This is a genomic window from Pseudomonas urmiensis, from assembly GCF_014268815.2.
GTDB lineage: Bacteria > Pseudomonadota > Gammaproteobacteria > Pseudomonadales > Pseudomonadaceae > Aquipseudomonas > Aquipseudomonas urmiensis.
On the sequence record NZ_JABWRE020000001.1, the window covers coordinates 2,333,671 to 2,359,364 of the forward strand.

The 25,694-nt window shown below is 62.7% G+C and carries 23 protein-coding genes and 1 pseudogene; 15 read left to right on the forward strand and 9 right to left on the reverse strand.

Annotated elements, in window-relative coordinates; genetic code table 11:
• Nucleotides 1–117 precede the first annotated feature (117 nt).
• Nucleotides 118–1,299, forward strand: a complete 1,182-nt coding sequence (locus HU737_RS10295; RefSeq protein WP_186554343.1) for an MFS transporter — start codon at nt 118–120, stop codon at nt 1,297–1,299.
• Here the strand turns inward: HU737_RS10295 and HU737_RS10300 are convergent.
• Together HU737_RS10300 and HU737_RS10305 are read right to left on the reverse strand one after the other, a co-directional pair.
• The gene (locus HU737_RS10300; protein WP_186554342.1) at nt 1,276–2,307 is read right to left on the reverse strand and encodes an alpha/beta hydrolase family protein; all 1,032 of its coding nucleotides are present in this window, start codon (nt 2,305–2,307) and stop codon (nt 1,276–1,278) included. The two genes, HU737_RS10295 and HU737_RS10300, sit on opposite strands and share 24 nt — an antisense overlap.
• A 179-nt stretch (nt 2,308–2,486) precedes the next feature.
• Nucleotides 2,487–3,098 (reverse strand): FMN-dependent NADH-azoreductase, encoded by a 612-nt coding sequence (locus HU737_RS10305; RefSeq protein WP_186554341.1) that lies wholly within the window; start codon nt 3,096–3,098, stop codon nt 2,487–2,489.
• A 132-nt stretch (nt 3,099–3,230) separates the two neighbouring features.
• On the opposite strand from HU737_RS10305, the gene HU737_RS10310 reads away from it, so the two are divergent.
• Nucleotides 3,231–4,133 (forward strand): LysR substrate-binding domain-containing protein, encoded by a 903-nt coding sequence (locus HU737_RS10310; RefSeq protein WP_186554340.1) that lies wholly within the window; start codon nt 3,231–3,233, stop codon nt 4,131–4,133.
• Nucleotides 4,126–4,485 (forward strand): MmcQ/YjbR family DNA-binding protein, encoded by a 360-nt coding sequence (locus tag HU737_RS10315; protein ID WP_186554339.1) that lies wholly within the window; start codon nt 4,126–4,128, stop codon nt 4,483–4,485. Before HU737_RS10310 ends, HU737_RS10315 begins: the two co-directional genes overlap by 8 nt.
• Here the strand turns inward: HU737_RS10315 and HU737_RS10320 are convergent.
• Together HU737_RS10320 and HU737_RS10325 are read right to left on the reverse strand one after the other, a co-directional pair.
• Nucleotides 4,478–4,915, reverse strand: a complete 438-nt coding sequence (locus HU737_RS10320) for a DUF1294 domain-containing protein (RefSeq protein ID WP_405129528.1) — start codon at nt 4,913–4,915, stop codon at nt 4,478–4,480. The genes HU737_RS10315 and HU737_RS10320 overlap by 8 nt on opposite strands.
• A 10-nt stretch (nt 4,916–4,925) precedes the next feature.
• A complete protein-coding gene (locus tag HU737_RS10325; RefSeq protein ID WP_186554337.1) occupies nt 4,926–5,756 on the reverse strand; it encodes an undecaprenyl-diphosphate phosphatase in 831 nt (276 codons plus the stop codon).
• 391 nt (nt 5,757–6,147) lie between these two features.
• Here HU737_RS10325 and HU737_RS26565 point away from each other — a divergent pair.
• The 11 genes and pseudogenes from HU737_RS26565 to HU737_RS10375 all read left to right on the forward strand — a co-directional run.
• Nucleotides 6,148–6,819 (forward strand): annotated as a pseudogene (locus tag HU737_RS26565) (cache domain-containing protein); the annotation flags it as partial.
• Nucleotides 6,820–6,957: 138 nt separating this feature from the next.
• Nucleotides 6,958–7,692: a methyl-accepting chemotaxis protein gene (locus tag HU737_RS26570; protein ID WP_405129529.1), complete on the forward strand. Its 735-nt coding sequence runs from the start codon at nt 6,958–6,960 to the stop codon at nt 7,690–7,692.
• Between the two features lie 191 nt (nt 7,693–7,883).
• Nucleotides 7,884–8,450, forward strand: coding sequence for a nicotinamide riboside transporter PnuC (gene pnuC / locus HU737_RS10335; RefSeq protein WP_186554335.1), 567 nt, complete (start codon nt 7,884–7,886; stop codon nt 8,448–8,450).
• The gene (locus HU737_RS10340) at nt 8,447–8,998 is read left to right on the forward strand and encodes an AAA family ATPase (RefSeq protein WP_186554334.1); all 552 of its coding nucleotides are present in this window, start codon (nt 8,447–8,449) and stop codon (nt 8,996–8,998) included. Before pnuC ends, HU737_RS10340 begins: the two co-directional genes overlap by 4 nt.
• A 297-nt stretch (nt 8,999–9,295) precedes the next feature.
• Nucleotides 9,296–9,733 carry a functional amyloid chaperone FapA gene (gene fapA, locus HU737_RS10345; RefSeq protein ID WP_186554333.1) on the forward strand — a complete coding sequence of 146 codons (438 nt, stop codon included), beginning with the start codon at nt 9,296–9,298 and terminating at the stop codon, nt 9,731–9,733.
• Between the two features lies 1 nt (nt 9,734).
• Nucleotides 9,735–10,307 carry a fibril amyloid subunit FapB gene (fapB, locus tag HU737_RS10350; RefSeq protein WP_186554332.1) on the forward strand — a complete coding sequence of 191 codons (573 nt, stop codon included), beginning with the start codon at nt 9,735–9,737 and terminating at the stop codon, nt 10,305–10,307.
• A gap of 50 nt (nt 10,308–10,357) precedes the next feature.
• Nucleotides 10,358–11,911, forward strand: coding sequence for an amyloid-like fimbrin subunit FapC (gene fapC / locus HU737_RS10355; protein ID WP_186554331.1), 1,554 nt, complete (start codon nt 10,358–10,360; stop codon nt 11,909–11,911).
• A 62-nt stretch (nt 11,912–11,973) separates the two neighbouring features.
• Nucleotides 11,974–12,654: a fibril amyloid maturation endopeptidase FapD gene (gene fapD / locus HU737_RS10360; protein ID WP_186554330.1), complete on the forward strand. Its 681-nt coding sequence runs from the start codon at nt 11,974–11,976 to the stop codon at nt 12,652–12,654.
• A gap of 36 nt (nt 12,655–12,690) precedes the next feature.
• Entirely contained in the window at nt 12,691–13,437 is a 747-nt protein-coding gene (gene fapE, locus HU737_RS10365) for a fibril amyloid subunit FapE (RefSeq protein WP_186554329.1), read from the forward strand.
• Between the two features lie 46 nt (nt 13,438–13,483).
• Complete coding sequence (gene fapF / locus HU737_RS10370; protein WP_186554328.1) at nt 13,484–14,764, forward strand: fibril amyloid transporter FapF; 1,281 nt, start codon at nt 13,484–13,486, stop codon at nt 14,762–14,764.
• 136 nt (nt 14,765–14,900) lie between these two features.
• A complete protein-coding gene (locus HU737_RS10375; RefSeq protein ID WP_186554327.1) occupies nt 14,901–17,102 on the forward strand; it encodes an LTA synthase family protein in 2,202 nt (733 codons plus the stop codon).
• A 51-nt stretch (nt 17,103–17,153) separates the two neighbouring features.
• Here HU737_RS10375 and HU737_RS10380 read toward each other — a convergent pair whose 3' ends face one another.
• Nucleotides 17,154–18,479, reverse strand: a complete 1,326-nt coding sequence (locus HU737_RS10380; protein ID WP_186554326.1) for a sigma-54 dependent transcriptional regulator — start codon at nt 18,477–18,479, stop codon at nt 17,154–17,156.
• A 330-nt stretch (nt 18,480–18,809) separates the two neighbouring features.
• Between HU737_RS10380 and HU737_RS10385 the strand changes: the two genes are divergently transcribed.
• Nucleotides 18,810–19,076 carry a hypothetical protein gene (locus tag HU737_RS10385; RefSeq protein WP_003247923.1) on the forward strand — a complete coding sequence of 89 codons (267 nt, stop codon included), beginning with the start codon at nt 18,810–18,812 and terminating at the stop codon, nt 19,074–19,076.
• Between the two features lie 102 nt (nt 19,077–19,178).
• On the opposite strand, the gene HU737_RS10390 is transcribed toward HU737_RS10385, so the two are convergent.
• From HU737_RS10390 to cobW, 4 genes are read right to left on the reverse strand one after another with little or no spacing between them, the layout of a single operon-like run.
• Nucleotides 19,179–19,793, reverse strand: coding sequence for a vWA domain-containing protein (locus HU737_RS10390; protein ID WP_225915605.1), 615 nt, complete (start codon nt 19,791–19,793; stop codon nt 19,179–19,181).
• Between the two features lie 53 nt (nt 19,794–19,846).
• The gene (locus tag HU737_RS10395; protein ID WP_186554325.1) at nt 19,847–20,860 is read right to left on the reverse strand and encodes a magnesium chelatase ATPase subunit I; all 1,014 of its coding nucleotides are present in this window, start codon (nt 20,858–20,860) and stop codon (nt 19,847–19,849) included.
• A complete protein-coding gene (gene cobN, locus HU737_RS10400) occupies nt 20,853–24,623 on the reverse strand; it encodes a cobaltochelatase subunit CobN (protein ID WP_186554324.1) in 3,771 nt (1,256 codons plus the stop codon). Before cobN ends, HU737_RS10395 begins: the two co-directional genes overlap by 8 nt.
• Before the next feature lie 3 nt (nt 24,624–24,626).
• On the reverse strand, nt 24,627–25,694 hold the full coding sequence (gene cobW, locus HU737_RS10405; protein ID WP_186554323.1) for a cobalamin biosynthesis protein CobW: 1,068 nt from the start codon (nt 25,692–25,694) through the stop codon (nt 24,627–24,629).

Here is a 25,694-nt window from a genome sequence, read left to right on the forward strand (position 1 = left end):
GCTCTTTTCGGCCTGCGGCCAGCACCAGCCGACGAATAATTCGTTAGCCTGCTTTCATTTATCCCAGACTACGGCCATGATGCTTGCACGCCCAACCGCCCGCCCGCGAACGAGCCCATGACCGCGCAAGAACCCGCCCCCAGTAATAGCTTTGCCATCACCCAGCAGATCCTCTCGATCGTCTTCTATACCTTCATCGCCTTCCTCTGCATCGGCCTGCCGATTGCGGTACTGCCCAGCTATGTGCACGACCAACTGGGTTTTGGCGCGGTGATCGCTGGAGTGACCATCGGCCTGCAGTACCTGGCGACACTGCTCAGCCGGCCGTTCGCCGGGCGGGTGGCAGACAGCCTGGGTGGCAAGCGAGCCATTGGCTACGGCTTGTTTGGCATCGCCGGTTGCGGGGTGCTGACCCTGTTCTCGGCCTGGACCCTGAGCCTGCCCTGGCTGAGCCTGGCGCTGCTGCTCGGTGGGCGTTTGCTGTTGGGCATCGCCCAAGGCTTGATCGGCGTTGCCACCTTGAGCTGGGGCATCAGCCAGGTGGGCGCCGAGCACACCGCACGGGTGATTTCCTGGAACGGCATCGCCTCGTATGGCGCCATCGCCATCGGCGCGCCGGTGGGCGTGCTGATGGTCGATGGCCTGGACTTCAGCGTGCTGGGGCCGGCCCTGCTGATCCTGGCGGCACTGGCGCTGCTGGCCCTGCGCAAGCGGCCTGACGTCGTGGTAGTACGCGGCGAACGGCTGCCGTTCTGGTCGGCGTTCGCCCGAGTAGCGCCTTGTGGAATGGGCCTGACCCTGGCCTCGATTGGCTATGGCACGCTGACCACCTTCGTCACCCTGTATTACCTGGAGCGCGGCTGGGCTGGCGCGGCGTTGTGCCTGAGCGCGTTCGGCGTGTGCTTCATCATTTCGCGGCTGCTGTTCGTCAATGCGGTCAATCGCTTTGGCGGTTATGCGGTGGCTGTGAGCTGTATGGCGACGGAAGTGCTAGGGCTGAGCCTGCTTTGGCTTGCGCCCTCGCCTGCCTGGGCGCTGGTTGGCGCGGGCTTGACCGGATTCGGCCTGTCCCTGGTGTATCCGGCCCTGGGCGTGGAAGCGATCAAACAGGTGCCGAGCAGCAGTCGTGGCGCTGGCCTGGGGGCGTATGCGGTGTTTTTCGACCTGGCCCTGGCAATCGCTGGCCCGGTGATGGGCGCAGTGGCGGTGCACCTGGGCTATGCCTCGATCTTCGGCGTGGCCGCCCTGCTGGCGCTTTCTGGAGTGGGCCTGACCCTAGTGCTCGCTCGCCGCCGCTGAGCGCTCGCCTGGCTCTGGCCCACCCAGGGTCTGGCTAAAGAAATCGGCGGTTTCGCGCTGTAGCGAGTGATGAATCTGCCGACGGTCGACGCCCTCGGCATCCTTGCACACTACAGGCATGCGCGCATGCTGCTCGGCATCGCAGGGCGCCATGAAAATGAAATGCCCCGCCCCTGCCAACAACCGATAGTCGGGGGTGACCGGCAGCTTGCGCGCCAGAGCCTGGGCATTGCGATCCAGCGCCAGCAACTGATCGTTGTCACCGCTGTAGATCAGCGCAGGGACATGCACGCCGCTCAAGGCGTGCCGGCCAAACATCAAGCTCAACGGCGCCATCAGCACCAGTGCGCCACCCCTGGGGTCGGCCTGGGCGGTCAGCTCGCTGCGATCAGCGATCAACACGCCGTGGGTCTTGCAGGCATCGGCATCACCTGGGCGCTCCAGGCAGTAACGGTGCAAACGATCGAGGTCGGGCTGGGCGCCAGACACGATCAAGGCCGTCTCGCCCCCTGCCGAGTAACCAATCACGCCCACCTTGCCGTCGTTCAAATAGGGGCCGAGCACGCTGTCCGCACGCGCAGCGCTGATCGCTGCGCTCACTTGCAATGGCCGGCCGTAGAGATTGCTCAAGGTACCCAGGCGACTGTGGTCACTGGCGTTGTCGCCCGGGTGGGTCAGCGCCACCACCACGAATCCCCGACGCGCCAGCGCGCTGGCTAAATCGTGCAGAGCCAAAGGGCTGCCGGTATTGCCGTGGGACACGACCAGCAAAGGGAACTGCCCCAGCGCGACCGGAGCGTCCTCGGCTACGGTGAGCGGATAGCCTTCAAGGCGGATGTGATGTGCTTGACCTGTGGAGGGATAGAACGCCAAGGCCTGCATCGGGCGGGCGTCTAGCGGGTCGGCCAGTTGCAGATGATGCAACCCTGCAACCCACGGCGCCGCGTCAGCGCGAGCCAACAGGCCGGCCAACAACAGGCACGCTACCAGCACAGGGGTTCGGTTCATCGCAGGCGTCTCCCCGCGAAGCAAAAGGATAGCGCCAGCATAAGCCCCGGCCTTGGCCAGCAGATGAAAACTGGATGAAACAACCCAGCGCGGGGCAAGCCAGCTCCCGCTACCGCCCTCTAAAAGGAGGTAGCGTGGGAGCGGGCTTGGCCCGCGATGGCGTCAGCACATCACTGCACTCAGGCAGCGACGAACAACTCACCGGCAATCTGCGCCTGAGCGGCGTCGATCGCTTGGCTGCGGTGCTCTGGACCATAGGCCAGGCCGTGGGCACGGACGATTTCCAGGTCGCTGATGCCGATAAAGCCGAGGAACACCTTAAGGAAGTCCTCATGGCCAGCACCGGTCGGTTGGCCAGCGTGCAGGCCGCCTGCGGTGGAAACCAGGATCACCTTTTTGTTACCGCACAGGCCTTCTGGGCCGGCTTCGGTGTAGCGGAAGGTCTTGCCAGCGACAGCAATGCGGTCGATCCAGGCTTTGAGCTGGGTCGGTACGGTGAAGTTGTACATCGGCGCGCCGATCACCACGGCGTCGACAGCGAGGAACTCATCCAGGGTTTCCTGGCTCAGCTTGGCTTCGTGAGCCTGGGCGGCATCGCGCATTTCGCCTGGGGTGCCAGCGGCAACCAGGGTGGCGGCGGAGAAGTGGCTGATGGCATCGGCGGCCAGGTCGCGGTAGACCACTTCGATGCTCGAATCAGCGGCTTTCCAGGCTTCTACCACTTCGCGGCTCAGCTGACGGGAGGCGGAATTGTCGCCCAGAATGCTCGAATCGATATGCAACAGTTTCATGGGACTCTCCTGTGAATGACGACCGCGGTAGTGGGCGATCACGATGGAGAGAATCCTATACAACCATCGAATAGCTGATAAGTCGGCAAAAATGCATTAGTTTGTCCTACTGATGGAACAATGGATTTTCACATGCAAGATCTCAACGACCTGTTCTACTTTGCCCGCGTGGTCGAGGCTGGCGGCTTTGCCGCCGCCGGCCGCCAACTGGGTATCCCCAAATCGCGCCTGTCGCGGCGCATCGCCGAGCTGGAGGAGCGCCTGGGCACCCGCTTGCTGCAACGCACCACGCGCCAACTGAAGCTGACGGCGGTGGGCGAGCGCTATCTGCATCACTGCCAGGCCATGCTGCTGGAAGCGGAGATGGCTGATGAAGCCGTCGCCAGCATGACCAGTGAGCCACGCGGGCGCTTGCGAGTGTCATGCCCGGTGGCTTTGGCGCATGCCTTTTTACCGGAGGTGATCAGCCGTTTTCTGGAGTTGCACCCGCTGGTGCAGTTGGACATGGTCCTGCTCAATCGCCGGGTCGACCTGATTTCCGAAGGCATCGACGTGGCCCTGCGGGTGCGCGACCTGGGCGACGAGGACCCGGCCTTGGTCACCCGCCGCTTGCGCCAGGCGCAGATGCATCTGGTTGCCGCGCCAGGCTTTGCCGACGGTATCAGTGAGCCTTCGCAGCTGGCCAGCCTACCGGTGTTGGGCGCGGCCGAGGCTGATCGATTGGTGCATCTGCGCTTGTTTGGCCCTGGTGGGCGTCAGCAGGACCTGGCCTTGGAGCCGCGCCTGGCCATCGATGACTTTGTCGTACGCAAGGCCTCGGTGCTGGCCGGGCTGGGCTTCACAGCGCTGCCGAGCATGTACTGCGAAGAAGAGCTGGAGCGCGGTGAGTTAGTGCGCCTGTTGCCCGACTGGTCGCTGCCGGGCGGCTGGCTGCAGGCGGTGTACCCACACCGGCGGGGCGTGCTGCCGGCGGTGCGGGTGTGGATCGATCATCTGGCGGCCTCGTTCGAGGCCTGTGGAGAGCGCTATGTCTGAGCAACGCATGAGCCCTGAGCAGGTGGCCGAGTTTTGCCTGGGCCTGCCAGGAGCGCGAGAAGACTACAAGTGGGGTGGGATCCGGGTGTTCTCGGTGGCCGGCAACAAGATGTTTGCCGTGCTCGACCTGGCGGGTGCGGGGTTGTCGTTCAAGGTCGATGACGAGCTGTTCCTGGGGTATGTCGACCTCCCGGGCGTGCGCCCGGCTCCCTACCTGGCCAGGGCCCGCTGGATCAGCATGGCCCCGCCCTATCCCATGGGCCGAACCGCGCTGTGCGATCTGCTGCAGCGCTCCCACCAGTTGGTGGTGCAGCGCCTGCCCAAGCGATTGCGCCTTGGGCTGCTTATCTGAACAACGGCGCTACCGCCGCGCCTAGCCAGCGCCCTTGCAGCGCCAGATGATCGAACCAAAACAGCTGGTGCACGGCGACGATGGCCCAGAAGGTCAGCTGATAGGAGGTCTTGCGTGTCTTGTGCCGAAACAGCTGCTGGGCCAGCAAGGCGCCAGGCCAGCCGCCGCACAGTTCGCTGGCATGCAGGACCTTTTCCGGCGTGCGCCAGGCCTGGCTGCGGGCCTGCTGTTTGTCCTGCCAATAGAGCATGAGGCTGATCAAGCTCACGGCTGGATAGGCCGCCAATGGCAACCACGACTGCCCACTCCAGGCCATCTGCGCCGCACCCAGGCCAGGCAACAGGCACAGAACGGCGAGAATCAGTAGCTTCAGGCGTGCATGGCGCACGCCCTGTTCAGCGCCATTGCCGCGTCTGGCCGCAGTGTGCATACGCGCCATATCAGCCCTGCGCCGTCGCCCAGTCGACCCAGCCGAACTGCCAGGTCGCCAGGATGATCAGGCCAAAGACGATGCGGTACCAGGCGAAGGCCGCATAGCTGTGGTTGGCGATGAACTTGAGCAGCGCCCGCACGGCGATCATGGCGAAGATGAACGACACCACGAAACCGATGGCGAATACCGGCAGATCGGCAGGCTGGAACAGCTCCCGGTATTTGTAGCCCGAGTACACCGCAGCGCCCACCATGGTTGGCATGGCCAGGAAGAACGAGAACTCGGTCGCGGCCTTGCGCGACAAGCCAAACAGCAAACCGCCGATGATGGTCGAGCCGGAACGCGAAGTCCCTGGGATCATCGCCACACACTGCACCAGGCCGATCTTCAGCGCGTGGCTCCAGTGCATGTCATCGACATGGTCGACCTCGATACGATGCTCACGCCGCTCGGCCCAGAGCATGATCACCCCGCCCACGACCAAGGCGGCCGCCACGGTGATCGGGTTGAACAGGTACTCGTGGATGTAGTCGGCGAACAGCACGCCCAGCACCACTGCAGGCATGAACGCCACCAGCAGGTTGGCCGTGAAGCGTCGCGCCGGCGCTTGGCTGGACAGCCCCAGCACCACATCGAAGATCTTGCGGCGGAACTCCCACACCACCGCCAGGATCGCGCCCAGCTGGATGATGATGTTGAACGCCATGGCCCGCTCGCCACCAAAACCGATCAGGTCAGCGACGATGATCTGGTGCCCGGTACTGGAGATCGGCAGAAACTCTGTCAGTCCTTCGACGACGCCTAAGATGATTGCCTGAAAGGCACTCCAAAAATCCATCATTCCCCCGATGGGACGCAGCTCGTGGCACGCCCCTTGTTCTTGATTTGCTGGTGATTGCCGCACGCGGCCCGGCAGTTTTACAGCGACTGTCAGGCGCAATGCCAGTTGAATTGTTCCGGATGCCTAAAGGTTTCATCCAAAGCGGCCGAGATGCTATCAGAGCAGCCCGCCGAAGGCTCGCGCGCAAACATCATGGATTGTCCTGCCGGACACCTAGCCATTGGTCGACTGGGGGAGCAACGGCAAAGCATGCTTGGATGCATCTCAATAACAAGAACAACGCGGGAGTAGCTTATAAATGAAGACCTTGAGGTCGATGTCGATCAGCCGCCGCTTGTGGCTGATCCTGCTGGTGGCGGTGGCGATGTTGCTGGTACTGGGGCTGCTGATGCTGCGCCAGATCCATGCTGACCTGTACCGAGCCAAGGCCGAGAAGACCCACCATGTGGTCGAAACCGCAGCGGGGGTGCTGGCCTACTACCAAGGCCTGGAAGCCAACGGTACGCTCACCCGCGACGCCGCCCAGCAGCAAGCCCTGCAAGTGGTGCGCGGCCTGCGCTACGACCAGAACGACTACTTCTGGATCAACGACCTGGCGCCGAAGATGATCATGCACCCAGCCAACCCCAAGCTCGATGGCCAGGACCTGGCGGCCATCCGGGACCCGGATGGTTTTGCCGTGTTCAACGAAATGGTCGCCCTGGCTCGCAGCCAGGGCGCCGGGCCCGTCGACTACCGCTGGCCTAAGCCGGGTGCCAGCGAGCCGGTGGCCAAGACCTCATACATCCAGCTGTTCAAGCCTTGGGGGTGGATCATCGGTTCGGGGGTGTACGTCGATGACGTACAGGCCGAGTTCGCCCGCCAGGTTCGCGATGCCTGCCTGTTGGGCCTGGGTATCGCCCTGTTGATGGGGCTGCTGGTGATGCTGATCGCCCGTAGCATTGCCCGCCCGTTACAGGAAGCGGTACAGGCCATGGGCATTATCGCCAGTGGCGAAAGCGACCTGAGCCAGCGCCTGGACACCCATGGTCGCGACGAGATCACCCACCTTGGCGAGCACTTCAACCGCTTCAACGGCAAGCTGCAGGGGGTGGTTGGTCAATTGCAGGGCACCGCTCACGCCTTGGCCCAATCGGCCGGCCATGTCGGCGACAACGCCGGCCAAGCCCACGAGCGCAGCGCCCAGCAGTCGTTGCAGATGGATCAGGTGGCGACAGCGGTCAATGAGGTCACCTATGCCGTCCAGGACGTAGCCAAGAACGCCGAACAGGCAGCCAGCGAGATGCGCGCCGCGCAGGAGCAGGTCAGCCATGGCCAACAGGCGATTCACGGCAGCTTGGAGCAGATCGACCGGTTGTCTGCCACCATCGATCAAGCGGTCCAGGTCATTCGTGAACTGGCGGGGCACAGCAACAAGATCGGCGGCGTGCTAGAGGTGATTCGCTCGATTGCCGAGCAGACCAACCTGCTGGCCTTGAACGCCGCCATTGAAGCCGCTCGGGCCGGCGAGCAAGGCCGCGGCTTTGCCGTGGTAGCCGATGAAGTGCGCCTGCTGGCCCAGCGCACCGCGCAATCGACCGCCGAAATCCAGACCATGATCGAGCACCTGCAAGGCCAGTCGGAAGCGGCGGTGCGAGCCATCGACACCAGCAGCGAGGCGTCGCGCCAGACCGTCGAGCAAGCCCGTGAAGCAGGCACCAGCCTGGATGCCATCAGCCAGGTACTGCACAACCTCACGGCTCTGAACGCGTCTATCGCCAGTGCTACCTTGCAGCAATCGCATGTGGTCGAAGAGATTAACCGCAATGTGACCGAGACAGCCGGACTGTCGCTGCAAACGGCCGAAGCGGCGCGGCAATCGACGGATTCGGGAATGGCGCTGGCACGCCTAAGCGAGGAACTGGAGCAGTTGTTGAAGCAGTTCAGGGTGTAACAGCGTCGGCAGAGGTCGCCGCTGCCGGCCTCTTCGCAGGCAAGCCGGCGCCTACAGGGTTGGTGTCGTTCGCAGCAATTGCGCGCGATACACCCTGTAGGTTTACCCGCGTCGTGGCCTGCACTGAGCGCTACTCCTGTCCGCCCCCACAGGCTACAATCGCGCCCTTTCCCTGCCGCCAAGGATCGCCGATGTCCGGCCTTGAACTGATCGCCGCCGTGCTCGGCGTCATTGCCGTGTGGCTCACCGTCAAGCAAAACCCTTGGTGCTGGCCAATCGGCCTGGTGATGGTGACCCTCTATGGCTGGTTCTTCTACGAGGTGAAGCTGTACTCGGGGATGCTCCTGCAGGCCACCTACGCCCTGCTGCAGCTCTATGGCTGGTGGCAATGGACACGCCCCGAGCGGGTCGAGGATGCCCGCCAGGTATCGCGCCTGGCGCGCCCACAGATACTCGCCGGGCTGGCCGTGGGCCTGCTGTTGAGTATGGCGCTAGGCGCTGCCATGGCGCATTGGACCGATGCCGCCCTGCCCTGGCTGGACGCTACCCTGACCGGTTTCAGCCTGGTCGCACAGGTGTGGATGGCACAAAAGCGCGTGCAATGCTGGCCGCTGTGGCTGGTGGTCGATGTGGTCTATGTCGGCCAATACCTGCACCAGCAGCTGTACTTCACCGCCGGACTGTTCGTCGTGCTCACCGTGATCGCGGTGCGTGGCTGGCTGGAGTGGCGCCGTGACCCGGCGCTGGGCAACGCATGAAGGTCCTGGTGCTGTGCGGGCCAGAGTCCAGCGGCAAGAGCTGGCTCAGCAGTGAGATCCAGGCGCACTTTGGTGGTGAACTGGTCGGCGAATACGTGCGTCATTTTATCGACGAGCAAGGGCGCGATACCTGCTACGCCGATATTCCGGCGATTGCTCGCGGTCAACTGGCCTGGGAAGACGCCGCGCGCGCCCATCAGCCTGAGTTGTTGATCCTCGACACCCACCTGTTGAGCAACCTGCTGTGGAGCCGGGCACTGTTCAACGATTGTCCGGCATGGATCGAGCAAGCACTGCTTGAACGCCACTACGATCTGCACCTGCTGCTCGACCCGCAGGGCGTCAGTTGGGTCGGTGATGGTCAGCGCTGTCAGCCCGATTTGCGCGAACGCCAGGCGTTCTTCAGCGACAGCCATGCCTGGCTGCAGCGCCATCAGCAGCCGGTGCAGGTAATTGGCGGTGATTGGCCGCAGCGCAGCGCTGCCGTGCTCGCTGCGGTGCAGCGTTTACTGAACGGCAAAGCCGCAGCGTGCCCCACCGAGTGTTAAGCCGCTGATACATCCCACTGGGCCATAGTCCCCGCAGTTGGGCCTCCCTCGCCAGTTATGGGGCTAGTGTTAAGCCGGTGATACACCCCCGGCAAAGCCCGCTCAGGCACCGCCCGTGCTGGGCTGCGCGGGTATTTCAGGAAAAATTGTCTCAGCGCTGATACAGCAAAATCCCGGCGCGCCCCATTCCCCCGCACAAGCTGTTGATTGCACTGCAATAAGCAAAACCGGCACAGCTTCTGCTCTATTCCTCGCAACGCTGACTAGGACCAGCGCTCTGAAGAAGGAATTGCCATCGTGGGGAAATTCGATAAAGGCATCTATCGCCTGCTGCTGCTCAGTTGTGCCCTGGCGCCCAGTCTCAGTCTGCCAGTCCAAGCCGAAAACGGGGTGATCATCATCACGCGCGATGTGCAGCCGCGCAACGCCATGCGCCCACCGCTGATCCCCGATCCAAGCCCCGTCACCGTCAATACCAATCCCTCCGCTCACATTCTCAAGCAAACCAATGAGCTCAGCGATGGCGACTTTGCCGGTATCAGCAGCGGTTCTGGCATCAGCACCATGATCACCCAACAGACCAACAACCTGGGCGGCCAGATCAACAACCAGAACCAGTTGCCTAACCTGGCCGGTGGACGCGCTTCAGGCTCGGGCAATGGCATCTCCAACATGGTCAACTCGAACGTCCAGCGTGGCATGGGCGCGCTGAAGATCCTCGGCGGAGGCCAATGAGATGAAGCACACGCTGCTGATTCTGGCCAGCCTTTGCAGTGCATCGGCCTTTGCCCAAGGCCCCATCATCGACACCGCCACCATTGACCGTTCCGGTGCGCAATACCAGGGCAATCTTAGCGTCAACCAGGCGGCCGGCGACCTCCAGCAACAAGCCAACGCCCGAGCCTTCGCCATTGGCCATAACGCCAGCGCTACCACGCAAATTCGCCAACGCCTGCGCAGCGAGGTCGACCCTTCGCGCGATGCCAAGTCGAGCATCCAGGGCGATGCCTTCAGCAAAGGCACTGGCGCGCTGGGCGTCAACCAGAGCGCGGGGGCCAGCAACCAGCAAGCCAACGCATTGCGCATCAGCATTAGTGCGCAACCGCAAACCATTGATGACAGCGTCCTGCTGCAACAAAACGTGGCGCTGATCAATAACTCCGATGCAACTGCCTCTGCACCCGGCTATCGCCAGATCACCACGAGTGACCAGGCCTTCACCGGTAGTCGTGGGGTGATCCAGTTGAATCAGAGCGCCGGGGTGGGAAACCGAACGGCCAACACCCTGAGCGTCCGGGTCGCGGACTGACCCACAGGTAATAACAACACTTAACCTAAAATAAAGTACGGAGAATCACCATGAAACCCTCGATGGCAATCAAGCCTCTGGTTTTCGCAATTGCTGCGATCATGGCTGTAGCTGTACAAGCTGACGATAGGCGTGGCAACGGCCACAACAATGGCCATAACAACGGCCACAACAACGGCAACAACAACCCTCGTCCGATCATCATCCCAATCAGCGCCACTGCCGAAGCTACCGATCGTCAAAGCAGTACCGGCAACCGCATCTGGAACGAAGGGACTGTCAACGAAGCTGAAATGAGCAGCTCCGCCGAAGGCGCCGCAGGCAACGTCGGGGTCAACGTGGCAGCCGGTAACGGCAACCAACAAGACAACGCCGCCGCCATCGCCAACGCGGCCTCCGACTCAAGCCTGGATAACAGCTTCGTGTTTGGCACCGCCACTGCCACTGCCGACGTCCGCCAGGTCAGCAACAACAACCGGGTCACCAACTGGTCCACCCAAAGCTCTGCGGTCATGAGCGGATCAGCCAGCGGCGCCAACGGCAACGTGGGTGTCAACATCGCCAGTGGCGACCTCAACCAACAGAAAAACACCATGGCCATTGCTAACACCAATGCGCCCATTGGCAACGCCGTGGCCACCGCTTCTGCCAACCAAAGTGGCCCTGGTCTGACCGTCAACAACTATGCCGATCGTGAAACCCGGCTAGATACGCTGACCCTGACCAAGACTTCGAGCGGCTCGTTCTCGCGCGAAGGCACCTTCGAGTCCAGCGACAATCGCAGCTCGTCTTCGAGCGGCAGTGTCAGCGGCTCGAAAAACTCGGCGTCCAGTGGCTCCAACAGCTGGAGTGCCAGCGGATCCAACAGCATGACTGCCAGCGGCTCCAACAGCATGACCGCCAGTGGGTCCAACAGCTCCAGCGCCAGCGGTTCAGGCAGCGCCAACGCCAGTGGTTCCAACAGCGCCAGTGCCAACGGTTCGGCTAGCGGCAGCGCCAGCTCGAGCTCTAGCGCTTCGCTGGACGCTACCTTGACCGCCGCAGCCGAGTCTACCCGGTCGACTACCGTCAACAACGGCTTTGGCGATCGCACTCGCAGCCAGAGTGCCAGCGGATCGCTTGACGCTTCGTTGAATGCGTCGATCGATACGTCGCATGAAAGCGCGTATGACGCTTCGTTCGAGAAGTCGTTCGACTCCTCGTTCGACAGGTCTCGTGACTACTCCTACGACAGGGCTCGTGACTCTTCGTACGACAAATCGCGCGATTCGTCGTACAACAAGGCACGTGACTCTTCGTACGATAAGTCTCGTGAGTCCTCGTACGACAAGACCGCCTCCAGCTCGTTCGAGAAGTCCTACGAGAAGGCCAACGAGTCTTCGAAAGACATTTCGAAGAGCTACAGCGAAGCCAACTCGTATGAGCTGAGCAACACCATCTCGTACCAAGTGTTGACTCCAATCGGCTGGGCTAACCCTGTGACCAACACTGCAACCCTGAGCGGTTCGGTGAATGGCGGCAGCGGCAACCTGGGCGTCAACGTGGCCTCGGGTGTCGGCAACCAGCAAAGCAACTCGCTGGCCATCTCCAACACCTCGTTCTAAGTACTGTGGCCTGAGGCCCCCTTCGGGGGGCCTTTTTCAGCATCCGCAGGGGGACGTCGAACATGCGCATTATCGCCTTGGCGCTGTTGCTTTGCCTGGCAAGCCAAGCAGAAGCCGCGCAAATGCCACTTTCCGTTTTGCCGGGTGGCGCGGTGATATTCAAACCCATCCAGAGTGTGCGCGAACGCAAGTTCGCCGATCTGGTGCAACAGAAAACCGACTTCAGTTGTGGCGCCGCCGCGCTGGCGACCATCTTGCGCCAAGCCTATTGGCTGGACGTCGATGAACAGCAGATCATCGAAGGCATGCTGGCCAACGCCGATCAGGATCTGGTCCGCGTGCAGGGTTTTTCCATGCTCGACATGAAACGCTACGTGGAAACCCTCGGCATGCGCGCCCGCGGCTACCGGGTAGCCGTCGACACCTTGCACAGTATCCGCATTCCCGTCGTGGTCCTGATGGACATCCGCGGCTACAAGCATTTTGTGGTCATGCAAAAAGTCGACAACGGCTGGGTGTATATCGGTGATCCGGTACTGGGTCACAAGCGCTTCAAAGTCGAAGATTTCATCAAAGGCTGGAACGGCATCATCTTTGCCATCATCGGCCAGGGGTACGACAAGAGCAATGCCTTGCTCGACCCGCCCATTCCGCTGACCGTCAAAGGTCGCATCAACAACTTCACCCCGGTGCAAGACGCAGAGTTGATGGATTTCGGATTCATCCAAAGCGACTTCTTCTAATAATGACAAGGGAGCACCACGCTCCGGGAGCATCCAATGAAGACTTCAACCTGGCTAGCCGTGGTGTGCCTGGCCGCCAGCCTGCCGCTCCAGGCGGAGACGTTCAAACCCATTGAGCTGAAGGATCAGGAGCTGGCCAACTTGCGCGGGCGCTATGTCATGCCAGGGCGGATCATCAGTTTCGGGGTTGTCATGACCAGCACCTGGCAAAATGCCAACGGCGAAGTGATTGGCGCCACCTCGTCGATGCAAATCCAGCAATCGACCATCAAGCCGCAGTTCTACGTGTCGATGATCAACCAAAAAGGCAGCGGCACACCGCGTGGCCAAGGCCCCGGCACGGGCAGCGTAACCGGCGGCAAGGGGCTCAATAGCACCGAGGGCGTGACCCAGATCGTGCGGGCTGCCGGCGACCATAACCTGGCCTACAACGGCGTTGATATCAATGTCAGCAAAGGCAACAAAGCGCCCACCACGCAGCCCCAGGGCGAGGCCTTGGCCGCTGGCAGCAAAGTACTCGGAGCCAATGCTGCAGGCGCGCTGAGCGTGTCCTCGAGCGGCACCGGCGTGCAACTGAACATCAATGCCAACAATAACCAGGGCAGCACCTTCCAACGCCTGGGCCAGGGTGGGCTGATGCAGAACACCACGTTGCTCGGCGCCGGCAATCAGGTCAGAAACCTCACTTCGCTCAATGTCGTGCTGCGTGACAACGTCTCGGCAGCCGGGTCGGTGAGCGGCAACCTAGACCAGCTCAAAGGCCTTCGTACTCTCGGATTCTGATCTACGCTCTGTCTCATCAAATGTAGTCAGAAGGGACGGCTAACCCATGCACCGATCGTTAACCTTCAGAGCTATCGTCTGTTTGGGTAGCCTGACTCCAGCCGCATTGCTCTATGCAGCACCCGACCCTCAAGTCGAAGCCCTAAAACAAGAACTGATGGAGTTGAAACAACGTTACGAAGCCCAGCAACACGCGCTGATGGTGCTTGAACAGCGCGTTCGCCAGGTTGAGGAAGCACCCGCAACCCCTGCACCCAAGCGCCTGACCAAATCCCCTGCCGAAACCGTACGGGGCGGCCAGAGCGTTGCCGCAGGCGCGCCAGGTACTAGCGGCAGCTCATACGGCCAATCGCTCAAGGAAGATTCCGAACCTGCGCAAAGTGTATCGAACCTGTATGACGAGGCCAGTGGCTTCTTCGGCGGCGGCAAGTTCAGCGTCGAAACCGGCCTGACCTACACCCACTACGATACCCGAGCCTTGGTGCTCAATGGTTTCCTGGCGCTGGACTCGATATTCCTGGGCAATATCAACCTTGACCGGATCAAGGCCGATAACTGGACCTTGGACCTGACGGCCCGCTACAACCTCGATCAGCGCTGGCAATTCGACGTCAACGTACCGGTGGTCTACCGCGAATCCACCTACTCATCTGGCGGCGCCGGTGGCGCAGGCCCAGTTACCTCCGATGCCACCGTCACCCGCGACCCGACCATTGGCGATGTCAACTTCGGGGTCGCCTATAAATTCCTCGATGAGTCGGAAAACTGGCCCGATGCGGTGGCCACCCTGCGGGTCAAGGCGCCTACCGGCAAAGACCCCTATGGCATCAAGCTGGTCAACGACCCGACCAACGATAACCTGTCGGTGCCTGAAAGCCTGCCGACCGGCAATGGTGTCTGGTCGATCACCCCGGGTATCTCGCTGGTCAAGACCTTCGACCCGGCGGTGCTGTTTGCCAGCTTGTCCTACACCTACAACATGCAGGACTCGTTCAGCGACATCAGCCCGCAGGTCAACAGTAAAGTCGCAGGGGACGTGAAGCTCGGTGACTCTTGGCAGATCGGCGCCGGTATTGCCTTTGCCTTGAACGAAAAAATGAGTATGTCGTTCTCGGTGTCCGACCAATTTGCCACCAAGAGCAAGATCAAACCCGATGGCGGCGACTGGCAGGACGTGCCCAACAGCGACTACAACGCGGCAAACTTCAACATCGGCATGACCTTCGCCGCAACCGACAACCTGACCATCGTGCCCAACCTCTCGATTGGCCTGACCGACGACTCGCCAGACTTCTCCTTCAGCCTGAAATTCCCTTATTACTTCTGAGTTTGCCGAACGTACGGACCTGCTTGGCGGGTCCGTCTTTTGGTAACCAGGCTTGTAGCCAACCGCTTTCCTGACCCTGGCCTGTTATCATCGAGCACGGATGTGTGACGTTTTAATGGCAATAAGGAAAGTTTGCGTGAAAAACCTGTTCGGCCACCCGCGGACCCGGCTTGTCGCCCTGGCGACCCTGGTGCTAGTGCTTCCACTGGGTGCGCGTGCCCTGCTGGGCTGGTCCAACCCGCTCGGCTACTTGTCGGACCTCGCCCTGGGCAGCCTGCTGGTGCTGCTGCTGTTGCGTCGTCCATGGTGGCTGGCCTTGCCGGTGCTGCTGGCATGGGCTGCGCTGTGGGTGGCCTCGGCCGAGCTGGTGAGCGCGGTGGGCCGACTGCCGAACAGTGCCGACCTGGGTTATCTGTTCGACCCGCAGTTCATGGAAAACTCCACCGGCGGCGGCTTGGCCCACCCCTGGCTGCCAGCCGTGCTCGGCGCCGGCCTGCTGGCGTGGCTGATCAGCGCCTGGCGCAGCCGGGCACAGCCGCTAGCCGCGCTACCGCGCATGGCGCTGGCGGTACCGCTCATGCTGTTCGGCCTGCATTGGGCGAGCCAGCACCTGGCCCCTTCCGACGCCGACCAGTGGCGTCAGTACAACCTCTCGCACCAACTGTTGTCGGCCGGGGTGGGCAACCTGCAGCGCCAGGCTCAGGGCTGGCTGGGCCAGACTCAGGCAGTTACCCCTTTACCCAGTGTTGGCCTGACCCAGTCTGACCTCAGCGGCCAGAAACTGTTGGCCGCCCCCGGACAGGCGCGCAACCTGCTGGTAATTACCCTCGAAGGCATTCCCGGCGCCTATGTGCAAGCCAACCGTGAGGCCCTCGATAGCCGCTTCGACGAAGCGTTGATGCCCAAGCTCAGCCGGTGGGCCGAGCGCGGCATGAACACCCCCGACTACGTGCTGCACACCCATCAGACCATCCGCGGCCTGTATGCCATGCTCTGCGGCGACTACGACAAATTGGCCAACGGCACCCCCAAGGGTGTCGAACTGCTCACCCAGAACCAGCGCAACCAGGCCTGCCTGCCCGCGCAGCTACGTCAGGCGGGGTTCACCACCCACTACCTGCAAGGCGCCGGGCTGCGCTTCATGGCCAAGGACCGCATCATGCCGCACATCGGCTTTGACTCGGTGCATGGCCTGGAGTGGTTCAGCAACGCCAACTACCTGGAGTTCCCCTGGGGCAAGGATGACCGCGCCTTCTTCGAAGGTGCACTGGACTACATCGGTCAACTCGGCAAGCAGGATCAACCCTGGATGTTGACCCTGCTGACCGTTGGCACCCACCAGCCCTACTCGGCACCCGAGCAGTACTTGCAACGCTACGACACCCCCAAACAAGCGGCGGTCGCCTATCTGGATGACGCCATTGGTGCGTTCCTCGATAGCCTGGAGCGCCAGGGCGTGCTCAAGGACACCCTGGTAGTGGTCACCTCCGATGAGTCCCACGGCATCGATGGCGTGCGCCTGGCCTCGTCCTGGGGCTTCAACCTCACCCTGGCCCCGGAGCAGGCCGAACTCCCACGAGTCAAACGTGGCACCTATGGCCATATCGACCTGGCCGCCTCCTTGCTCGACTACTTCGCCCTGCCAATCCCCGATGCGCTGGGCGGGCGCTCGCTGTACCGAAACTATGACAGCGGCCGGGAAATGATCGCCTACACCAATGGCATGCTGCGCTACCACAACGGCCAGGGAGTATTTACCGAATGCGATTTCCAGCAGCGCTGTCGCCGCTACGCCAGCGAGGGCTTCATTGCCGACCAGGCCAAGTACCTCGGCCCTGGGCAAGCTGCCGTCGGCGAGCAGATCAGCGCCCTGGCCGGCGTCCTCGATCAGTCGCTGTTGCGCACACCGCTTAACCTGCGTTACCAGTTCGGCGGGCCCTCGCCGATCCAATTGCAGGCACGCATTCACGATGACTGGGCGGACAACCTGATTGGCGCGCAGTACCTGGAAATGCCTGAAGGCTCGCATACCCGCGTGCGGGTGAAGGTGCGTTCACTTGACCCGCAGCGCACTGCGCACATCCAGCTCAAGGCCAAGGAACTGGAACAGGATGTGCCGCTGGGCTTGCCGGATGAAATCCTGGTCACTGCCGATCAGCCGCTGGACATGGAGTTCAGCTTCGACAACCCCAACATGCGCAAGGCGTTCTCCTTCCATCTGCTGGGCTATGGTGGCGGTGAGGTCGAGGTGAGTGACTTCAGCGTGATTACCGCGTTGCCTGGGGATGAAGAGCCAGCCGAAGAGCGCTCAGATGGGCATATCGCGCAGTCCAGTTGACCGATCAGCTCTGTTGAGTCAGTGCCGGCCAGGCGCCAGGCACTGACATACCTAGCGAATCTGGTGTTTGTGCAGCAGGCGATAGAACGTCGGCCGCGAAACGCCCAACACCTTCGCCGCGATACTCAGGTTATCACTGTGCCGGTTAAGCACATCGCACAGTGCCTGGCGCTCGGCACGGTGCTTGTAATCCTCCAGTGTGCCCAGCGGCTGATCTTCCTGCTCGACCACTTGCAAACCCAGGTCCTGCGCTTCGATCTGCCGCCCCTCTGCCAGGACCAAGCCACGCCGCACCCGATTGGCCAGCTCACGCACATTACCCGGCCAGTCGTGCCGGCCCATGGCGGCCAAGGCATTGTCACTGAAAGTGCGCGGCCTGCGTCCGGTCTCCAGGCTATAGAAGTGCGAGAAATGGTTGGCCAGCATCGACAGGTCACCATGCCGATCACGCAGGGGGGCGGTCACCACCTGCAACACGTTGAGCCGGTAGTACAGGTCTTCGCGAAAACGCCCATGCTCGATGGCCTTCTCAAGGTCCACGTGGGTCGCCGCCAACACCCGCACATCGACCGGAATCGGCTGGCTACCACCGACCCGTTCAATGTGCTTTTCCTGTAGAAAGCGCAGCAGATTTGCCTGCAACTCCAACGGCAGATCGCCCACCTCGTCAAGGAACAGCGTGCCGTCATGGGCTGCCTCGATCCGGCCTAGCTTGCGCTGGTGAGCGCCGGTAAACGCGCCCTTCTCATGCCCGAACAGTTCGGACTGGATCAGGTGTTCAGGGATGGCCCCGCAGTTGATCGCGATAAACGGCTTTTCGCGCCGATGTGACTGGCGATGCAGCGTACGCGCCACCAGCTCCTTGCCGGTGCCGCTTTCTCCACGAATCAGCACAGGTGATTCGGTGGGCGCCAACTTGCCGAGCAACTTGCGCAGCTCACGAATTGGCCGGCTCTCGCCGAGCAATTCGTGCTCAGGCTCGTCAACCTTGATTGCGCCTTTACCGCGCAGGCGCGCCATGCCGAAAGCGCGCCCCAGGGTCACCTGCACCCGGGAGACGTCAAATGGCAGGGTATGGAAGTCAAAAAACCACTCGCAGACGAAGTCGCCCACGTTCTGCATGCGCAGCTCCTCGGCGCTGAGCACTGCGATCCATTCGGTATTACTGCGCTTGATCATGTCCTTGACCGCCTCGGGATGGCGCAGATGCGAGGCCTGCAAGCGCAGCAAACCGACATCACAGGGGTGCTCCAGTGCCGAGCCCAGGGTGCAGCCGTGAACATCCCAGCCGGCGCTACGCAAGCCAGGCAATAGACGGAGGCAGTCGTCGCAAGGGTCGACGATCAACAAGCGGCGTTGCGGTGCGGGTTCGAGCATGACCGTTCCTTGGCGCCAATGATTGGTTTTTTTCGTAGAAACAGTAAGTTGCAGCGCCCGAATTAACAGTAGCAACGAAAGCGTCAGAACCCCCTACCGTTTGTCTGCCAGTTAACGGCATGTTCTAGCCGTACGGGAATTTTATTTAGTTGTCGGCGTCACACGCCGGATAGCCCGCCGCTAAAACCAAGCGCGGATAAAAAAATTCAACTGCCATGTGACTTCAACCCGGCCCCGGAGCATCAGTACCATTAACCCCGCGCTGCGTAACTTAACTTTTCAGCCTCGCGGACTTACTTTCGCTGTTTGGGACCAAAGAGAGACCGAACCATGAATGCCCCGCTCCGTGTCAACGAAGCACTGCTGATCGCCGACCACGCCTTCGAACCGTTCCAGTGCGTAGCCTGGGATGCACCTAACGGTACTGGTGAGCTGAGCCTGGCAGTGATCGACCGGACCAGCACGCGTATCGGCGCCAAGCAAGTCTCCTCACGTATTTACTCCGACCCTGCCCAATGGGCCAGCTTGATCGAAGAAGTACGCGCCGAGCTGTGTGAAAAAGGTTATGACCTGCAACCCTGGTCGATGCCCAAGTAAGCCTACTTCGCCTGTAAGTGCGTGTTAAACCACGCACTTACAGCAACTTCCATCGACTAACTTCTGCGCGTGAGACATTGGGTCGCACAACAGCGAGTTATATCAATTCAGTCGTTTTAACTGGTCGATATGTTGATAGTCGGCCTGCAGCTGCGTGGCCAACACGTGCGCACGCCCCAGCCGCACTGGCGCCAATTCCATGTCGACCAGGCAGGTCGCACAGGGCATTGGCAGTACTGGCTGCCAGTGCTGCAGACGCCCATCGGTAAACACCAGGCAGCGCTGCAACTCGTGGGGATGGCGTTTACGCCGTAGCTGCAACCAGTCCCGTGCCTGCTCCAGCGCCGTGATCAATGGCGTACCACCCCCGGCGCCCAGTGCGTGTAGCCATGACTGCAGCGCCGCCGAGGCCTTCAGGCCATGCCGTTGCCATTGCGGGCCACGGCCACTGGCGGTGAGCAAGGCTAGCCGGGCGCGCTGGCGGTAAGCTTGATCGAACAACTGCGCCAACAAGCCCTTGGTCTGAGCCAACGCCTGATGGCGCCGGGTCGAAGCCGACGCATCGACAATCACCAACCACAGCTCTGGCTGCTGGGCCTGACGCTGCTGCCAGGCCAAGTCCTGACGCAGGCGGGGCTTGCCTTTGAGCAGGGTCGGTAACCAGGCGACCCGCCCAGATGCGGCACTGCGACCCCGTCCACGCGGAGCGCCTGTCAATTTGCCGACGCGGGGTCTGGCATCCGCCGCCGCAGCGTTGGGCTGGCGGATGCTCAGGGCTTTTTTGCCCAGTTCGGCACCTCGCGCCGCGGGCCAGCTGCCACCGGTTGTGGCGGTAGCGCCCCCCAGTCACCCTGCCCGCCCTCAGACTTGCTATCGGCACCGCCAGCAGCAGGCGCTGCACTCGGCGGATTGGCCGCCGGCGCTTCTCGCCGACGATGGCGCAGGGCGAATTCTGCAACAGCGTCGACATCCTGCTCTTCGATAGCCTCACTGCCGCGCCAGGCAGCATGGGCACGCGCCGCGCGCAACCAGACCAGGTCAGCGCGCAGGCCATCCACTCCCGCAGCAAAACAACGCTCGGTAATCCAGGCCAAGGCTTGGTCGTCCAAGGCAATCTGCTCAAGCCGCTGGCGAGCGTTCTGGCAACGCTCGCGCAGCTGCGCCTGAGCGCTTGCCCACTGGGTGCAGAAGGCCTGCGGATCGCTGTCGAACGCCAGGCGCCGACGAATGATCTGTTGACGCGCCGCAGGCTCGGGCAGGCCATCGAGGGAAACATTCAAGCCGAAGCGGTCGAGCAATTGCGGACGCAGTTCACCCTCCTCCGGATTCATCGTGCCGATCAGCACGAAACGGGCGTCGTGCCGATGGGAGATGCCGTCGCGCTCGATACGGTTGGTGCCGCTGGCGGCAACATCCAGCAGCAGGTCCACCAGAGGATCAGGCAGCAGATTGACCTCATCGACGTACAACACGCCGCCATTGGCATGGGCCAGCACCCCTGGGGAAAACTGGGCTTTGCCCTGCCCCAGTGCGGCATCCAGATCCAAGGTGCCGACCAAGCGCTCTTCAGTCGCCCCCAGCGGCAAGGTGACGAACGGCGGGCTGTGCTCGGCATTGCCCAGCAAGTCGGCCAGGCCACGGGCCAAGGTACTTTTGGCCATGCCACGCGGGCCTTCGATCAGCACGCCGCCAATCTTGGGGTCGATCGCGGTCAGGCACAGGGCCAGTTTGAGTGGCTCGGCGCCGACTACGGCGGCCAGGGGAAATTGCACGGGTTCAGTCATTTAACGAATCTTCCTCGCCCTCGAGCAGGTGCTCTTCGAGCGCTTCGCGGTACGCGCCCGGCTCTTGCCAGAGGCCCCGTTGCTGGGCTTCGAGCAGACGCTCGGTGAGGTCGCGCAGGGCTTCTGGGTTGTGCTCACGCATGAAGTCACGGGTCGCTGGATCGAGCACATAGGCCTCGGCCAGCGACTGATAATGATGGTCGTCGATCAGGTGTGTGGTGGCGTCGAAGGCGAACAGGTTGTCCACCGTGGCGGCCAATTCGAAGGCGCCCTTGTAGCCATGGCGCTTGGCGCCGTCGATCCACTTTGGGTTCAGCGCGCGGGCACGGATCACCCGGTTCAGCTCTTCCTTGAGGGTGCGGATGCGCGGCCGATCGACCTGGCTGTGATCGCCGTGATAGCTGGCCACTGTCGAGCCGGCCAAGGTCTCGGCCGCTGCCAGCATGCCGCCCTGGAACTGGTAGTAGTCATTGGAGTCAAGCAGGTCGTGCTCGTGGTTGTCCTGGTTCTGCAACACGGCCTGGACCTGGCCCAGGCGTGTGGCGAACTGGGCGCGGGCCGGGGTGCCCTCGTCAGCGCCACCATAGGCATAGCCACCATGGTTGAGATAAACCTCGGCCAGGTCTTCGCGGCCCTGCCACAAGCGCCCGTCGATGGCATTCTGCACCCCGGCACCATAAGCACCAGGCTTGGCCCCGAACACCCGCCAACCGGCCTGTCGCGCCGCCTGTTCGGCGTCAAGGCCTTGTGTCTGCAAGGCTTCTCGCTCCGCTCGCACGCGCGCCGCCAGGGGGTTGAGGTCGGCGGGCTCATCGAGCGCTGCCACCGCCTGCACCGCGGCATCGAACAGGCGGATCAGGTTGCCGAACGCATCACGGAAGAACCCGGAGACCCGCAAGGTTACGTCCACCCGTGGCCGGTCCAGCAGGCTCAAGGGCAGGATTTCGAAATCATCGACCCGCTGACTGCCGGTGGCCCAGACCGGACGCACACCCATCAAGGCCATGGCCTGGGCAATGTCATCACCGCCGGTACGCATGGTGGCCGTGCCCCAGACCGACAGCCCCAGCTGGCGCAGGTGATCGCCGTGCTCCTGCAGGTGCCGCTCCAGAATCAGGTTGGCCGAGGCGAAGCCCAGCCGCCAGGCCGTAGTGGTGGGCAGGTTGCGCACATCCACCGTGTAGAAGTTGCGCCCGCTGGGCAGCACGTCCAGGCGCCCGCGGCTGGGCGCGCCGCTGGGGCCTGCTGGCACGAAGCGGCCTGCAAGCGCCGCGAGCAGGCCGTCAAGCTCCGCCGCGCCACAGGCGTCGAGGTTCGGCGCTACCGAGTCGACCAGCTCGCGCAGTACCTCGTTGACCCCTTGCCATTGCGCATCAGCGTCAAGCGTCAGTTGCCCCGCCAGCGCCTGCTCGATCAGCGCCAGGGCCAGATGTTCGAGCCGCTCACGGGTATCACCCTGGGTACGCCATGGGTTTTCACCGAGCGCCTGCAACAGCGGCGGCCGTGGCCCTTGCCAGGCCAGGCCAAGATCGCAGTCCAGCGGATCGAAGCCCAACGCCAGGGCTTGGGCCAAGGCGCGGATCAGGCTGGCATTGCCGCCCTTGCCATCGCCTCGGGCGACCCGCAGCAACGCCAACAGGGTATCAATGCGCAAACGCCCCTCGGGCGACTGGCCGAACACATGCAGGCCATCGCGAATCTGCGACTCCTTCAAGTCGCACAGGTAGGTGTCAAGGCGTGGCAACCAGACGGCGGCGTCATCCAGCTGGCCTTCTAGCTGCAACTCACGGTCGATGTGGTTGGCTTTGAGCAACTCGAGGATGTCCCGCTGCAGCTCACGCGCCCGGCGTGGGTCGAGCAACTGGGCTTCGTAGTATTCGTCGGCCAATTGCTCCAAATGACGCAACGGGCCATAGGTTTCGGCGCGGGTCAGCGGCGGCATCAGGTGGTCGATGATCACTGCCTGGGTCCGGCGCTTGGCCTGGGCGCCCTCACCCGGGTCATTGACGATGAATGGATAGATGTTCGGCAGCGGCCCCAGCAGCGCATCCGGCCAGCACTGCGCGGACAAGCCGACGCCCTTGCCAGGCAGCCATTCGAGGTTGCCATGCTTGCCGACATGGATCACCGCGTCGGCTGCATAGACATGGCGCAACCAGAAATGGAACGCCAGGTAGCCGTGCGGCGGGACCAGGTCGGGGTCGTGATACACCGCGCTCGGATCGACCTGATAACCACGCGCAGGCTGGATCCCGACGAAGGTCAGGCCGAAACGCAAACCCGCTACCATCAGCCGTCCGCTGCGGAACATGGGGTCTTGTTCCGGTGGCCCCCAACGTTCGAGCACCGCCTGCTGATTGGCCTCGGGCAAGCGGGCGAACGCCTGCTGGTAATCGGCCAGGCTCAAGCTCTGTGCGCAAGGGCGTTGGTCGAGGTGATCCAGGTCGTTGGTGACACCGCCCAACAGCTGATGAATCAGCGCGGTGCCCGTTTCAGGCAATTCCCCTAGCGGATAGCCCTCGGCCCGCAGCGCCTGCAAGATGTTCAGCGCAGCCCCCGGCGTATCCAGGCCTACGCCATTGCCAATGCGCCCGTCGCGGGTTGGGTAGTTGGCCAGCACCAGGGCAACGCGTTTCTGCCCATTGGGCAAGCGCGCCAGTTCAACCCAGCGCCTGGCCAGTTCGGCAACGAAGTCCATCCGCTCCGGATGGGCGCGGTAGCAGACCACATCCGCTTGGCTGCGCTCGCTGCGCCAGGCCAAGTCCTTGAAGCTGACCGGGCGGGTGATGATCCGCCCATCGAGTTCCGGCAAGGCAATGTGCATGGCCAAATCGCGCGCGCCCAGGCCCTGCTCGCTGGTTTCCCAGCCCTGCTGGTTGTCCTGGGCGCAGATGGCTTGCAACACCGGCACATCCCGGCGTAACGGCCGCAGGTTGGGCTGCTCGGGGCTGGACAAGGCGAAACCGGTGGTATTGATCACCACTTCGGCCTCGACCTCATCCATCCAGGCCTCGACCTGATCGAGGCAGCCGCGCTCTTTAAGGCTGGCGACCGCGATCGGTAGCGGATTCAGGCCCGCGGCCTGCAAGCGCTGGCAAAATACGTCAATGAAGGCGGTATTGGCCGCCTGCAAATGTGAGCGATAAAACAGCAGCGGCGCCACCGGCTGGAGCGGGTCCCAATCGGCGAACCAGTCGCTTGGCTGGGCACTGGCCTTGTGCGGGTGGTAGACCGCGGTGCGCGGCAGCGGCTGCGGCTCGTCCCAGGAGTAATTACGCCCAAGCCACAGGTTGGCCAGGCAATTGAACAGGTTCAGCGCATTGGCCTTACCGCCCTGGCGCAAATAGTGCCAAAGCCGTTCGGCGTGTGCTGCCGGCACTGTGCTCAGGTCGGTCAACTGCGGGTCGGGACGATCATCGCCGGGCACCAGGATCAGTTGCACGCCGCGACTGGCCAGCTCGACCAACTGTTCGACCCCGTAGCGCCAATAACCCACCCCACCGTGCAGCGATAGCAGAATCACCTTGGCGTGGCGCAGCACCTGGTCGACATACAGATCGACCGAGGCATGGTTCTGTACCTGCATAGGGTTGGCCAGGCGCACGCTGGGGTAGTCGCCGGGCAACTGCTCGACGGTGTCCGCCAGCAGCGCCAGGTGCGAATCACCGCTGCAGAGAATCACCAGCTCGGCCGGGGTCTGGCCGAGGTCGGCGATGCTGTCGTCCGGCACGAAGCCGCCGGGCTGGGTCCGCAGCAAGTGCATGGGTCAGGCGCCCAGGGCCTGGCGCAGGCGCGCTTCGAGCTCAGCGGCGTGCAAATCCTGGCCAATCAGCACCAGGCGGGTGATGCGCAGTTCATCGGCACGCCAGGCGCGGTCGAAGTGTTTGTCGAAACGGGTGCCGACACCTTGGATCAGCAGGCGCATCGGCTTGCCGGGGATCGCCGCGAAGCCCTTGGCGCGCAGGATGCCGAACTCGACCACCAGTTGGGTCAGGGCGTCGAGCAGCAGGCTTTCGTCAGCCTCGGGCAAGTCGATGGAGATGGAATCGAAGGCATCGTGGTCGTGATCGTCATGATCGCCGTCGTCGTGGTGCGAATCGTGGTGAGTACGACGCCCATCGATGTGCGCTTCAGACTCTGCCCCCACGCCCAACAGCACCTCAAGTGGCAGACGACCACTGCTCGCCTCGATCACTTTGACGGCCGCTGGCAACTCCTCGGCGACCTCGGCGCGAACCTTGGCCAAGCCTTCGGCGTCGATCAGGTCGGCCTTGTTCAGCACTACCAGGTCGGCGCTGGCCAACTGGTCGGCGAACAGTTCATGCAGTGGTGATTCGTGGTCCAGGTTGGGGTCGAGCTTGCGCTGGGCATCCACCTGGTCTGGGTAGGCGGCGAAGGTGCCAGCCGCGACGGCCGGGCTGTCGACCACCGTGATCACCGCGTCGACCGTGCAGGCGTTGCGGATTTCTGGCCACTGGAAGGCTTGCACCAATGGCTTGGGCAGGGCCAGACCGCTGGTTTCGATGAGAATGTGGTCAAGGTCGCCACGGCGCGCCACCAGCTCGCGCATCACCGGGAAGAACTCCTCCTGCACAGTGCAGCACAGGCAGCCGTTGGCCAGCTCGTAGACGCGGCCGCTGGCTTCTTCTTCGGTGCAGCCAATGCTGCATTGCTTGAGAATCTCGCCGTCGATGCCCAGCTCGCCGAATTCGTTGACGATAACGGCAATGCGCCGGCCTTGGGCGTTGTCGAGCATGTGCCGCAGCAAGGTAGTCTTGCCCGAGCCGAGGAAGCCGGTGACGATGGTGACGGGAAGCTTGGCCAGTGTTTTCAT